The organism is Marinobacter orientalis (assembly GCF_004792665.1).
Lineage (GTDB): Bacteria > Pseudomonadota > Gammaproteobacteria > Pseudomonadales > Oleiphilaceae > Marinobacter > Marinobacter orientalis.
The window spans coordinates 122,419-134,550 of the sequence record NZ_SRZX01000002.1 but is presented as its reverse complement, the minus strand read 5'-3'; the positions used below and the strand labels follow the sequence as shown (position 1 = coordinate 134,550).

10 protein-coding genes are annotated in these 12,132 nt (G+C 58.2%); 4 read left to right on the top strand and 6 right to left on the bottom strand.

Going from position 1 to position 12,132, the window contains the following annotated elements:
• The first annotated feature begins 78 nt into the window (after positions 1 to 78).
• Complete coding sequence (serS, locus tag DIT72_RS08925; RefSeq protein WP_135954898.1) at positions 79 to 1,353, top strand: serine--tRNA ligase; 1,275 nt, start codon at positions 79 to 81, stop codon at positions 1,351 to 1,353.
• On the top strand, positions 1,350 to 2,189 hold the full coding sequence (gene cobA / locus DIT72_RS08920; RefSeq protein WP_135954897.1) for a uroporphyrinogen-III C-methyltransferase: 840 nt from the start codon (positions 1,350 to 1,352) through the stop codon (positions 2,187 to 2,189). The genes serS and cobA overlap by 4 nt, the downstream gene beginning before the upstream one ends.
• A 3-nt stretch (positions 2,190 to 2,192) precedes the next feature.
• Here the strand turns inward: cobA and DIT72_RS08915 are convergent, their stop codons facing one another.
• Positions 2,193 to 3,266: a 3-deoxy-7-phosphoheptulonate synthase gene (locus DIT72_RS08915; protein WP_135954896.1), complete on the bottom strand. Its 1,074-nt coding sequence runs from the start codon at positions 3,264 to 3,266 to the stop codon at positions 2,193 to 2,195.
• A gap of 121 nt (positions 3,267 to 3,387) precedes the next feature.
• Between DIT72_RS08915 and DIT72_RS08910 the strand changes: the two genes are divergently transcribed.
• Both DIT72_RS08910 and DIT72_RS08905 read left to right on the top strand, forming a co-directional pair.
• Complete coding sequence (locus tag DIT72_RS08910; RefSeq protein ID WP_135954895.1) at positions 3,388 to 5,211, top strand: DUF1631 family protein; 1,824 nt, start codon at positions 3,388 to 3,390, stop codon at positions 5,209 to 5,211.
• 29 nt (positions 5,212 to 5,240) lie between these two features.
• Positions 5,241 to 5,651, top strand: a complete 411-nt coding sequence (locus DIT72_RS08905) for a PilZ domain-containing protein (protein WP_135954894.1) — start codon at positions 5,241 to 5,243, stop codon at positions 5,649 to 5,651.
• A 47-nt stretch (positions 5,652 to 5,698) separates the two neighbouring features.
• On the opposite strand, the gene DIT72_RS08900 is transcribed toward DIT72_RS08905, so the two are convergent.
• The 5 genes from DIT72_RS08900 to DIT72_RS08880 all read right to left on the bottom strand — a co-directional run bounded on the left by DIT72_RS08900 (position 5,699) and on the right by DIT72_RS08880 (position 12,098).
• Positions 5,699 to 6,484: an enoyl-ACP reductase FabI gene (locus tag DIT72_RS08900; RefSeq protein WP_135954893.1), complete on the bottom strand. Its 786-nt coding sequence runs from the start codon at positions 6,482 to 6,484 to the stop codon at positions 5,699 to 5,701.
• Positions 6,485 to 6,588: 104 nt separating this feature from the next.
• Positions 6,589 to 8,178: an ABC transporter ATP-binding protein gene (locus DIT72_RS08895; protein ID WP_135954892.1), complete on the bottom strand. Its 1,590-nt coding sequence runs from the start codon at positions 8,176 to 8,178 to the stop codon at positions 6,589 to 6,591.
• 1 nt (position 8,179) lies between these two features.
• Positions 8,180 to 9,208 carry an ABC transporter permease gene (locus DIT72_RS08890; protein WP_135954891.1) on the bottom strand — a complete coding sequence of 343 codons (1,029 nt, stop codon included), beginning with the start codon at positions 9,206 to 9,208 and terminating at the stop codon, positions 8,180 to 8,182.
• Positions 9,205 to 10,290, bottom strand: coding sequence for a microcin C ABC transporter permease YejB (locus tag DIT72_RS08885; protein ID WP_135954890.1), 1,086 nt, complete (start codon positions 10,288 to 10,290; stop codon positions 9,205 to 9,207). The genes DIT72_RS08890 and DIT72_RS08885 overlap by 4 nt, the downstream gene beginning before the upstream one ends.
• Positions 10,291 to 10,328: 38 nt before the next feature.
• The gene (locus tag DIT72_RS08880; protein WP_407657970.1) at positions 10,329 to 12,098 is read right to left on the bottom strand and encodes an extracellular solute-binding protein; all 1,770 of its coding nucleotides are present in this window, start codon (positions 12,096 to 12,098) and stop codon (positions 10,329 to 10,331) included.
• Positions 12,099 to 12,132 lie beyond the last annotated feature (34 nt).

Sequence of the window (12,132 nt, the reverse complement as noted above, 5' to 3'; positions counted from 1 at the left end):
CGCAGGTATAATGCCCAGTCAATCGATAGTTACAGATCTTTATCCACTTACCTTTGAAACGGAAAACTCAGGATAATCATGCTCGATCCCAAACGTGTCCGCACCCAGACTGAAGAGATCGCCCGTCGCCTGGCCATCAAGGGTTTTACCTTTGATAAAGCCGCCTTCGATCAGCTCGAGGAACGCCGCCGTGCAATCCAGGTGAAAACGGAAACCTTGCAGGGCGAGCAGAACCGTCGGTCCAAATCCATTGGCAAAGCCAAGGCAGCCGGTGAAGACATCCAGCCATTGCTGGATGAGGTGGAAGATCTCAAGAAGCAGAAGTCCGAAGCGGAAGATGAACTGCGCGCACTGCAGGAAGAACTGAACGGATTCCTGGCAACCATTCCGAATCTGCCCGATGAAGGCGTGCCCGCCGGTGACAGCGAAGATGACAACGTGGAGGTTCGTCGGTGGGGAACCCCCAGGCATTTTGACTTCGAGCCGAAGGACCACGTTGCCCTCGGCGAGGCTCTCGGAGGGCTGGATTTTGAAACCGCTACCCGGCTTGCCCACTCCCGCTTTGCGGTGATGCGCGGCCCGGTTGCGCGGCTGCACCGGGCGTTGGCCCAGTTCATGCTGAATCTTCACACCGAAGAGCATGGTTACATGGAAGCCTATGTACCCTACCTGGTGAATGCCGAAACTCTCTACGGTACCGGCCAACTGCCGAAGTTCGAGGAAGATCTGTTCCGTATGGACGGCGAGAAGCCGTTATACCTTATTCCCACGGCGGAAGTGCCGGCCACCAACCTGGTCAGCGATACCATTCTGGACGCCAGGGAACTGCCCCTGAAGATGGTCTGCCACACTCCCTGTTTCCGCAGTGAAGCCGGCTCCTACGGCCGTGACACCCGAGGCATGATCCGTCAGCACCAGTTCGACAAGGTAGAGCTGATTCAGGTGGTTCGCCCGGAGCAATCCGAGGCAGCGCTGGAGGCCCTGACAGGCCATGCGGAAAAGGTGCTGCAGCTGCTGGAGCTGCCTTATCGTCTGGTTGATCTGTGTGGTGGTGATATGGGTTTCGCCGCGGCCCGTACTTACGATATCGAGGTGTGGCTGCCGGGCCAGGACAGGTACCGGGAGATCTCCTCCTGCTCCAATACCCGTGATTTCCAGGCTCGGCGCATGCATGCCCGATGGCGTAACCCGGAAACCGGCAAACCGGAGCCGGTTCATACCCTTAACGGGTCCGGCCTTGCGGTCGGCCGTGCACTGATTGCAGTGATGGAGAATTACCAGCAGGAAGACGGCAGCATTCTGGTCCCCGAGGTTCTGAAGCCGTACATGGGAGGCGTAGAAAGAATCCAATGAGTGACAGGTCCGACGATGCACCATGGGAGGCTGTCGGTGCGACGGCCGCACCGGTTCGATACCGCAAGAATCCGGTCACCGGGAACCCCAACAGTTCCGAAGGCGAAGTCGCGCTTGTTGGCGCCGGCCCCGGAGACCCGGAGCTTCTGACCCTGAAGGCCTGGCGCCTGATCCAGTCTGCGGAAGTGGTGTTGTATGACCGCCTGGTATCACCGGAAATCCTGTCGCTCATCCCGGAATCCGCGGAACAGATCCATGTTGGTAAGCAGCGCTCGAACCATACACTGCCCCAGGACCAGATCAATAACCGGCTAGTGGAACTCGCCCGCCAGGGGCTCAGGGTAGTGCGCCTGAAGGGTGGTGACCCTTTTATTTTTGGTCGCGGCGGGGAAGAGCTTGAAACCCTGGCTGCTGCCGGTGTGCGCTTTCAGGTGGTGCCCGGCATTACGGCCGCCTCCGGCTGTGCGGCCTATGCGGGTATCCCGCTAACTCACCGGAATCATGCCCAGTCGGTGCGATTCATAACCGGCCATCTCAAAAATGATACCTGCGACCTGCCGTGGAAAGACTTCGTGCAGAATAACCAGACTCTGGTGTTCTACATGGGGTTGGTGGGGCTGCCCGTCATCTGCCGGCAACTGACTGCCAACGGAATGTCGCCGGATATGCCGGTGGCGCTGGTGTCACGGGGCACCACACCTGAACAGCAGGTTGTGACCGGTGATCTGTCCAGTATTGTCGAGCGGGTAGAGGAAAATGCGGTACCTGCTCCCACTCTGGTCATAATTGGCAGAGTAGTGACCCTCAGGAGCAGGCTGGACTGGCTGGGCGGCTGACTGTCAGCCGCGCCGTTTCGGCAACACGTCCTTGAGCTTGTCGCGCATATCGCGCAGCGCTTTTTCGGTGGTTTCCCAGTCAATGCAGGCGTCAGTCACCGATACGCCATACTTGAGATCAGCCAGGTTTTCCGGGATTGACTGATTGCCCCAGTTCAGATTGCTTTCCACCATCAGACCCTGGATAGACTGGTTGCCCTCCAGAATCTGGTGGGCAATGTCCTGGATGACCAGTGGCTGAATGCCCGGGTCCTTGCTGGAGTTGGCGTGACTGCAGTCCACCATGATGGACGGGCGCAGGCTGGCTTTTTCCAATGCCTGTTCGCAGAGGGCAACACTCACCGAATCGTAGTTGGGCTTGCCACCGCCGCCACGGAGAACCACGTGGCCGTAATTGTTGCCACGGGTGCGGATAATCGCCACCTTGCCCTGCTGGTCGATGCCCAGAAAACTGTGGGGATGGGAAACCGATTTCATGGCGTTGATCGCCACATCCAGGCTACCGTCGGTCCCGTTCTTGAAGCCGATGGCCATGGACAGGCCGCTGCTCATCTCCCGGTGCGTCTGGGACTCGGTGGTACGGGCACCGATGGCGGACCAGGAAATTGTGTCCTGGAGATACTGCGGGGAAATGGGGTCAAGGGCTTCAGTGGCTGTCGGCAGGCCGAGTTCGGAAATATCCAGCAGCAGGCGGCGGCCAATATGAAGGCCCTGCTCGATATCGAAGGTATCGTTCAGGTGTGGATCATTGATCAGGCCTTTCCAGCCCACGGTGGTACGGGGCTTCTCGAAATACACCCGCATCACAATCAGCAGGGTATCGCTGACTTCGTCGGCCAGTTTCCGGAGCTTGGCGGCGTATTCACGGGCTGCCTCTACATCGTGAATGGAGCAGGGGCCTACCACCACAAACAGACGGTGATCCTTGCCATCCATGATGTCATAAATGGCCTGGCGGCCTTTTTCCACGGTTTCCGCTGCCTTGCCGGAAAGCGGCATCTCCTGCTTAAGCGCTTCAGGGGTTATCAATGGTTCCTGACTCGCCACATTCAGATTCTCTAGTTTGGTGCCCGACATGCTGTTGTTATCCCCGTCGCATAAACATGACTGGCCGGTGTTTAGTTGCAGTAAACCCCGGCGAGTTGGTTATACTGCGTCATTTGATGAACCTTTTCAACGCTTCTGACGCGGGGAACGGATGCAGCAGAGCACGCAGAACAAGGGGGAGGTCCGGGCCCGAAAGCGAGTTGCAGAAAAGATGGCCGACGTGCTCTCAGGCATTCGCGTACCCGATCTTCCTTACCCCGCCAGGCAGCTGTCACCGGACGCTGTCAGCGACTGGCGACCGCTGCTGCTATCTTGCTGGACCGAGCAGAGAGATGAGCCCGTCACCCGTGTGATCCGCTCTGTTTCCCTGACCTGGTCCGTAAGGCAGATCAACGCCGCCTATGTTGCCGACCGCATTATGGGTGTTTTCCTCAAAACCAGTGGCCTGCACCCTGAACTGGCCCGTCGCATCGCACGCCTGCGGTTCTTTTTTGCCTGGCGCATGAACCTTGATGGTGCCGGGGCACTTCCTGAAACGCTGATTGAATGGCTGGATGGTCTGCAGGACTGTCGTGGCTGGAGCGCCTCTGGTGGCCGCTCGGCCAGGGTTACTCTGGACCAGCTGGACGCGCTGGTTATCGCGGTTTCCGGCAGTTTCAATTCAGGTGACATTGAACAGGTACTGGAATTCTGCCGCCATTGGCAGGACGACGCTGCCAGGCGCGAACAGCAGAACGACCGTTTGCGTGACCGCCTGCTTGAAACCGAGCAGGGTGCTGCCAGACAACGGCGTGCGGAACACACAGCCCGTGCCCTGGTAGGACGGGCCCTGCAGAATCGTGAACTGCCACAGGCAGTGGTCGGTTTCATTTTTGATCACTGGTTCAGGCTGCTGAAACAGATTATCCGGGAAGAAGGAACCGGGGGTGAAAACTGGCGCCATGCCGGCAAACTTCTGGAATGGCTGGTGTGGGTTGGCGATCCGGGCCTTTCGGATCAGGATCGCAACCGGCTCTACACCGTCGGTGAGCAGATTGGTGACCGCATAACCGATGTCTGGAACCGTGTGTACAGGAAACCGTTGGAAGAAAAAGCCCTGGAGGGCGTTCAGTCGGTAATGATAGCCCGCCTTCGGGGAGAGACGCCCGACCTGGTGCCGGCATTGCCCGGGGATGATCGCTTCTCCTGGGATGCTTCATGGCTCACCTTTACTGCGCCCCCTGAAGAAGAGGTTTCGCCCCTGAAGGGCAAATGGTTCGTGGAAGGTGAGGGCACCAGTGAGCAGCGGCGGTTCTTTTTTGCGCTGTTACCGGAGACACGTGAAGTGCTCTGGACCAACGGCGCGGGTGTCAAACTCGGGCTGCTGCCCTGGCCGCGATTTGTCAGCGCGCTAGAAGGTGGCGCATTGCGCCCTTTGCCACCGCTTAAACCCTTCGGAGAGGTGTTGACGGAGACTATTACCTCCCTCTCGGTAGTGCTGGACCGTCAGAAGCTTCAGCGCAGCCAGGCGGCCAAAGAAGCAAAAGCCAGGGCTGAGACATTGCGACGGGAAAAGGCAGAAGTGGAACGGCGCCGGCAGGAAGAGGAGACCGCAAGACGGGAAGAACTTGCGCGCCGCGAGGAAGCAGCGGCTGTCCGGCGTCTGGCGGATGAAGAAGCGGAACAGGACCGGTTGTTGCGCGAAAAAGAAGCCGCGGCGCGGGAGCTTGTCGACGGTATCAAACCTGGTGGCTGGATTGTGGAAGAAAGCCGCAGCGAGGATCAGGCCCCGCTTCGCCTGAAACTGGCGGTGAGAATCAACGCCTCAAAGAAACTGGTATTTGTCGACCGCCTGGGGCTTAACCGCCGTGAATTCCTGGTGGACAAACTGGTGGATGAGATCGTTGCCGGCCGTATTCGCGTGCTGGGCATATCCGCACAATTCGACGATACCCTGTCCAGGGTTGTAGGACGCATCCGGGTAGGCCGGAACTGACCCCGGACCGGCGCTTGAGGTGGAAGCTCATGAGCGATATTGATTACAGCTTTGGTGACCGTGACGATTCTCCAGCGTCCGGGGATAACCGCTCCGAATACCGGCTGACAGCAAGGGCAAAGGTAACGCTGGAGCTGGAGTCGTCAGTTCCGGACGACGCCGGTGAGAGCATCGAACGCCTGCTCGTCTCGCAAACCAGCGATCTGTCTGCAACGGGAATCCGGCTTGTCAGCTCTGAACCATTAACAAGGCAGGCAATATTGTCCGCCCTGGTGAGCCTGGAAGAGGTCTCCGAACCGTTCCGCTTAATCGTGGAAGTGGTGTGGTGTCGCCCGGACGATGCCGGGGGCTGGCTGGTGGGCCTTCAGATCCTGGCGTCGGACGATACCGCGTACCTGGAATGGGTGGAAGCGATTGCCAGGGCAATGTCGGAGGGTTAACGACGATTTCCGGTGGGGGAGGCCCCACCGGGAATCTGCGAGCGCTGTCAGTCTTCCAGTTCGCCCATGCCGGTAATGTTGAAGCCGGCGTCTACGTACATGATCTCACCGGTAATACCACTGGCCATATCGGAACACATGAAGGCGGCGGCATTACCGACTTCATCAGTAGTCACGTTGCGGCGCAGAGGTGCCCTGCGGGCGTTCTCCGCAAGCATTTTGCGGAAGCTTTTGATGCCGGAGGCTGCCAGAGTCCTGATGGGCCCCGCGGAAATGGCGTTAACCCGAATGCCATCACGCCCCAGACTGCCGGCCATGTAGCGCACGTTGGCTTCCAGGGAAGCCTTGGCAAGCCCCATCACGTTGTAGTTCTGCAATACTTTTTCCGCGCCGAGATAGCTAAGGGTCAACAGAGAGCTGTTTTCGTGCAGCATCTTGCGGCCGGCCTTCGCCAGGGCAACGAAGCTGTACGAGCTGATGTCGTGGGCGATGCGGAAGCCTTCGCGGGTGGTAACGTCAACATAATTGCCGTCCAGCTCGTTCGCGGGTGCGTAACCAACAGAATGGACGATGACATCGATATCATCCCAGTGCTTTCCCAGCTCGGTGAATACGGCCTCGATTTCGTCATCGCTGGCGACATCGCAGGGAAAGATCAGAGAGCTGCCCCAGCCCCCGGCAAATGTTTCCACCCGGGACTTGAGCTTCTCATTCTGGTAGGTGAAAGCCAGTTCGGCGCCCTCTCTGGCAAAGGCTTCTGCAATGCCATAGGCAATGGAATGCTTGCTTGCAACGCCGACAATCAGTGCTTTCTTGCCACTGAGTAATCCCATAACGATTCTCCCCTGTGTTTCAGTTTAAGGCATTATCCATGAACCGCAGCGGTGCGGGTAACGCTCAATTGGTCGTAGTGCCCGGCCCGGGTTATCGGGTCATGTTAGCGGGCGTAAAAGAGCGCCGCTCCAAGCAGTTCACGGGTGTACTCGTGTTGTGGTGTGCTGAAAATTCCGGATGCTTCTCCATATTCCACCACGCGGCCGTTTTTGAGCACCAGCAGTTTGTGGCTGAGCGCCCTGACAACGGCCAGATCGTGGCTGATAAACACATAGCTTAGACCATATTTGTCCTGCAGTTCCCGCAGCAGGGTAATCACCTGCTTCTGAACCGTGCGATCAAGGGCCGAGGTGGGCTCATCCAGAATGATCAGTTCCGGCTGCAGGACCAGGGCCCGGGCAATGGCAATCCGCTGCCGTTGACCGCCGGAAAACTCATGGGGATAACGGTGCCGGGCCTCGGGATCCAGACCGACGTCGTTCAGTGCCCGGATGACTTTGCTGTCCTGTTCCTCGGCACTTGCCGGTGTGTGTATCTCCAGACCCTCCCGCACAATTTCGGCAACCGACATCCGCGGGCTGAGACTGCCAAAGGGGTCCTGGAAGACGATCTGGATGCGTTTGCGCCAGGGGCGGAACGCTTTCTGGTCCAGTTGCGATAATTCGTTTCCGGTCAGCCGTATGCTACCGGTGCTGCCGGTCAGTTTCAGCAGCGCGTGGCCGATGGTGGTTTTGCCGCTGCCGCTTTCCCCAACGATGCCAAGTGTCTCGCCCTGGTTGAGGGAAAAACTGACCTTGTCAACGGCCTGAAACCAGACTTTGGGTTTGCCCAGCAGGCTCTTGCGGATAATAAAGCGGACATCCAGATCATCGACATCCAGCAGCGGCTTGTTGTTGACCATGGCACCGGAAGGCGAGGCCGGCGGTTCCGCATCAAGCAGGCGACGGGTGTAGGGATGCTGAGGCTCCTCAAACAGGGTGGTAGTTGCCGCCTCCTCCACCAACAGGCCCCGCTCCATGACCACCACATGGTCCGCGTAGCGACGAACGATGGACAGGTCATGGGTAATCAACAGGATGGCCATGCCCAGCTTGTGCTGAAGCTCCTTGAGCAACTCCAGTACCTGTTTCTGCACGGTGACATCCAGAGCGGTTGTCGGCTCATCGGCAATCAGCAGGTCAGGTTCATTGGCCAGGGCCATGGCGATCATCACCCGTTGCTTCTGGCCTCCGGATAGCTGGTGAGGGTAGCTTTTCAGGCGCTCTTCCGGTGCCGGAATGCCGACCAGCTCCAGCAGTTCGATGCAGCGGGCCCGTGCCTGAGAGCCGCGCATACCCTTGTGCAGGGCCAGGGTTTCGCTGATCTGTTTCTCAACCGTATGCAGCGGATTGAGGGATGTCATCGGCTCCTGGAAGATCATGCTGATCTGGCTGCCGCGAATCTGCCGCAGCCGCTTCTGGTTAGCTTTCAGCATATCTTCGCCCTGGAACAGGATTTCGCCGGTCGGGTAGCTGGCGTGACGCTCGTCAAGCAGGCGCAGAATGGACAGGGCCGATACCGATTTTCCGGATCCGCTTTCGCCAACCAGCGCCACCGTTTCTCCGCGGCCAATCCTGAGGGACAGCTGCTGGACAGCCTGAATAGTGGCGTCAAACGAGATGGACAGATCTTTGATTTCCAGCAGCTGCGACATATCAGTTCTTTCTCGGGTCGAAGGCATCACGCACCGCTTCGCCGACAAAAACCAGCAGCGTCAGCATGACCGACAGGGAAACGAATGCCGAGATGCCAAGCCAGGGCGCATGGAGGTTGGACTTGCCCTGGGCAATCAGCTCACCGAGGGAGGGAGAGCCCGAGGGCAGGCCGAAACCCAGGAAGTCCAGGGAGGTCAGGCCGGTGATGGCACCGGTCAGTATGAACGGCAGAAAGGTCAGGGTCGCCACCATGGCGTTGGGCAGAATATGCCGGAACATGATCTTGCGATTGCCCAGCCCCAGGGCCCTGGCGGCTTTGACGTATTCAAAATTGCGGGCGCGGAGAAATTCCGCCCGCACCACATCCACCAGCCCCATCCAGCTGAACAGCAGCATGATACCCAGCAGCCACCAGAAGTTCGGCTGCACGATACTGGAGAGGATGATGAGCAGATACAGCACCGGAAGCCCGGACCATACTTCGATGAATCGCTGCCCGATCAGGTCAATCTTGCCGCCGTAGAAGCCCTGGATAGCACCCACGATGACGCCGACAATGCAACTGAGTATGGTGAGAATAAGCCCGAACAGGACCGAAATCCGGAATCCGTAGATGACCCTGGCGGCAACGTCACGGCCCTGGTCGTCGGTGCCTAACCAGTTCTCGGCACTTGGAGGTGCCGGAGAGGGAACCTCGAGGTTGTAGTTGGTTGTGTTGTAGCTGAAGCGTATCGGCGGCCAGATCATCCATCCGTTGGCTTCGATCTCATCGGCAATAAAAGAATCCCGGTAGTCTGCTTCTGTGGGCAGAAAACCGCCGAAGGTTTCCTCGGGCACGCTTTCCACCACCGGAAAATAGAGATCCCCCTTGTAGTAAGCGACCAGCGGCGCGTCGTTGGCGATGACCTCGGCAATCAGGGAAAGCCCGAAAAGGATCAGGAATATCCACAGCGACCAGAAGCCACGACGGTTTTTGCGGAAGTTGGCGAGCCGGCGCTGTTGGATCGGGGTCAGCTTTACCACGCTCATGACCCCTCCCGGCTTTCAAAATCAATGCGGGGATCAACCAGAACGTAAGTGATATCGCTGATCAGCTTCAGCACCAGCCCCATGAGCGTGAAGATAAAGAGCGTGCCGAAGATCACCGGGTAATCCCGGTTAAGGGCGGCCTCAAAGCCGAGCAGCCCGAGCCCGTCCAGAGAAAAGATCACTTCAATCAGCAGCGAACCGGTAAAGAACAGCGAAACCAGCACGCCCGGAAGGCTGGCGATAACAATCAGCATGGCGTTGCGGAATACATGTCCGTAAAGTACCTGTTTCTCTTCCAGGCCCTTGGCTCTTGCCGTCACCACGTATTGCTTGCTGATTTCATCAAGAAAAGAGTTCTTGGTCAGCAGGGTGAGGGTAGCGAAACCGCCGATCACGTTGGCGGTCACCGGCAGCGCCAGGTGCCAGAAATAATCACCGATTTTCTGATACCAGTTCAGTTCGTCGAAGTTGGACGACGTTAGCCCCCGCAGCGGAAACCAGTCCAGGTAACTGCCACCGGCAAACAGGACGATCAGCAGTATTGCAAACAGGAAGCCGGGAATCGCGTAGCCCACGACAATGACGGAACTGCTCCAGACGTCGAAGCGGGAGCCATCGGTAACCGCCTTGCGGACACCGAGTGGAATGGAAATCAGATAGATAATCAGGGTGGACCACAGGCCCAGTGATATCGACACCGGCATCTTGTCCAGTATCAACTCGATCACCGAGCGGTCGCGGAAGAACGAGTCTCCGAAATCAAAGGTGGCGTAATCGCCCAGCATTTTCAGGAAACGCTCGTGGGGTGGCTTATCGAAGCCGTACATGACTTCAATTTCACGGAGTAGTTCTTCCGGCAGGCCACGGGAGCCGCGGCTGTCGCCGCTGGAAGAACTGACTTCGCCGCCGGAACCACCGCCACTGGCCCTGGCGAGGGCGCCGCCACCATGCCCTTCGGTCTCGGCAATCAGCTGTTCGACCGGGCCACCCGGGGCGGCCTGAACAATAACGAAATTAAGCAGCATGATCCCCAGCAGGGTGGGGATGATTAGCGCCAGGCGCCTGAGGATATAACTGCCCATTCAGCGGAGCTCCGTCAGAGATATTTCAGAGATCTGCGTCATTGGTCAGTGCTTTTTACCCACCAGTTGTCAATATCAACGCCGTTTTTGGGTACAGCGTCCGGGCGCTGCAGAAAGGACCAGTAGGCGATGCGATCCTTGGGCAGGTACCAGTTCGGGACCACGTAATGCCCGTGGAGCAGAACCCGGTCCAGGGCGCGCACCCGATGTACCAGCTCCTCACGGCTCGGGGCCTGTATCACCATGTTGACGAGTTCATCCACCACCGGGCTATCCACGCCCATGTAGTTTCGTGAACCTTTTACATCAACAGTGGACGAATGCCAGTATTCCCGTTGTTCATTGCCCGGAGAGTCCGACTGCCCGATGCTCTGGACCGTCATATCGTAATCGAATTCGCGAATCCGCTGAATATACTGGTTGGTATCCACCAGACGGACCGAAACATCAATGCCCAGCCGCGCCAGGTTGTTCTTGAACGGCAGTACCACCCGCTCGAATGTCTTCTGGTAGATCAGGATCTCGAACGCCAGCGGGTCACCGCTTTCGCTGTGCACCATGGCGCCGTCCACTACCTTGTACCCTGCTTCCCTTAACATGGTCAGGGCGGTGCGTAGATTCTCACGCAAGCCACCTTCACCCGCTGTCGACGGCGGCTGATATTCTTCCGAGAAAACATCCCCGGATAGCTGGTCGCGGTAGGGCTCCAGAATCTCCAGTTCCCGCCCTTCGGGAAGGCCGGAGGAAGCCAGTTCACTGTTTTCGAAATAACTGCCGGTGCGCGTGTACTGGCCATAGAACAGGTTTTTGTTGGCCCACTCGAAATCAAAGGCGTAAGCAAGTGCTTCGCGCACCTTCGGATTGCTGAATACCTCGCGGCGGGTGTTCATGGCGAACGCCTGCATGCCGGCGGGGCGGCTATGCTCAACCGCCTCGGTTTTTGCCTTGCCCGACTCGAACTGGTCGCCGGTGTAAGCGGTTGCCCAGTTTTTGGCGGAGGATTCGATCCGGAAGTCAAAGTTGCCGGCACGGAACGACTCCAGCGCGACGGTGTCATCCGAGTAATAGTCGTATCGGATTTCATCGAAATTGAACCTGCCTTTGCGAACGCCAAGATCCTGTGCCCAATAATCCTTTACGCGCTCGAACGTGATAGAGCGGCCTGCCTCAAAATCTTCGATTCGATAGGGGCCACTGCCTACTGGTGGGGTCAGGCCATTGTCTCCGAACTCACGATCCTCCCAGTAGTGGCCAGGAAGGACGGGAAGCTGACCAAGGATAAGGGGCAGTTCCCGATTGTTGGTCTCGCCGAAATCGAAACGGATCCGTCGTTCACCCTCGATGGTCACCCCTGCCACATCCGCATAATAGTTGCGGTAGAAAGGATGGCCCTGGGTGGTCAGAACGTCGAAAGAGAATTTGACGTCTTCGGCGGTAATCGGCTCACCGTCCTGGAACCGCGCCTCCTCGCGCAGATTGAATACTACGTAACTCCGGTCATCGGGGGTCTCGATGGATTCGGCGATCAGACCATAGGTAGAGAAGGGCTCGTCTGCGGACGCTTCCATCAAGGTGTCGTAGAGATAGGTGTTGATGCCAGCCGCAGCCACGCCACGAATCACAAAAGGGTTGAAGGAATCGAAGCCGTTGGCCACTACCGCCATTCCCAGGGCGCCACCCTTGGGTGCCCCCGGATTGACATAGTCAAAGTGGGCAAAGCCTTCGGGGTATTGGGGCTCCCCGTGCATCGCAATGCCGTGCTTCGCTGGCGTCTCCGCGGAGATGGCATGCCATGGCAGGAGAGCCATGGCGACAAAAGTAAAAGCACTGATCAGGGGTGAG

Excerpts from the sequence above, each read along its gene's own strand:
- serS (WP_135954898.1), top strand. The coding sequence starts at position 79 with ATGCTCGATCCCAAACGTGTCCGCACCCAGACTGAAGAGATCGCCCGT.
- cobA (WP_135954897.1), top strand. The coding sequence starts at position 1,350 with ATGAGTGACAGGTCCGACGATGCACCATGGGAGGCTGTCGGTGCGACG.
- DIT72_RS08915 (WP_135954896.1), bottom strand. The coding sequence starts at position 3,266 with ATGTCGGGCACCAAACTAGAGAATCTGAATGTGGCGAGTCAGGAACCA.
- DIT72_RS08910 (WP_135954895.1), top strand. The coding sequence starts at position 3,388 with ATGCAGCAGAGCACGCAGAACAAGGGGGAGGTCCGGGCCCGAAAGCGA.
- DIT72_RS08905 (WP_135954894.1), top strand. The coding sequence starts at position 5,241 with ATGAGCGATATTGATTACAGCTTTGGTGACCGTGACGATTCTCCAGCG.
- DIT72_RS08900 (WP_135954893.1), bottom strand. The coding sequence starts at position 6,484 with ATGGGATTACTCAGTGGCAAGAAAGCACTGATTGTCGGCGTTGCAAGC.
- DIT72_RS08895 (WP_135954892.1), bottom strand. The coding sequence starts at position 8,178 with ATGTCGCAGCTGCTGGAAATCAAAGATCTGTCCATCTCGTTTGACGCC.
- DIT72_RS08890 (WP_135954891.1), bottom strand. The coding sequence starts at position 9,208 with ATGAGCGTGGTAAAGCTGACCCCGATCCAACAGCGCCGGCTCGCCAAC.
- DIT72_RS08885 (WP_135954890.1), bottom strand. The coding sequence starts at position 10,290 with ATGGGCAGTTATATCCTCAGGCGCCTGGCGCTAATCATCCCCACCCTG.
- DIT72_RS08880 (WP_407657970.1), bottom strand. The coding sequence starts at position 12,098 with ATGGCTCTCCTGCCATGGCATGCCATCTCCGCGGAGACGCCAGCGAAG.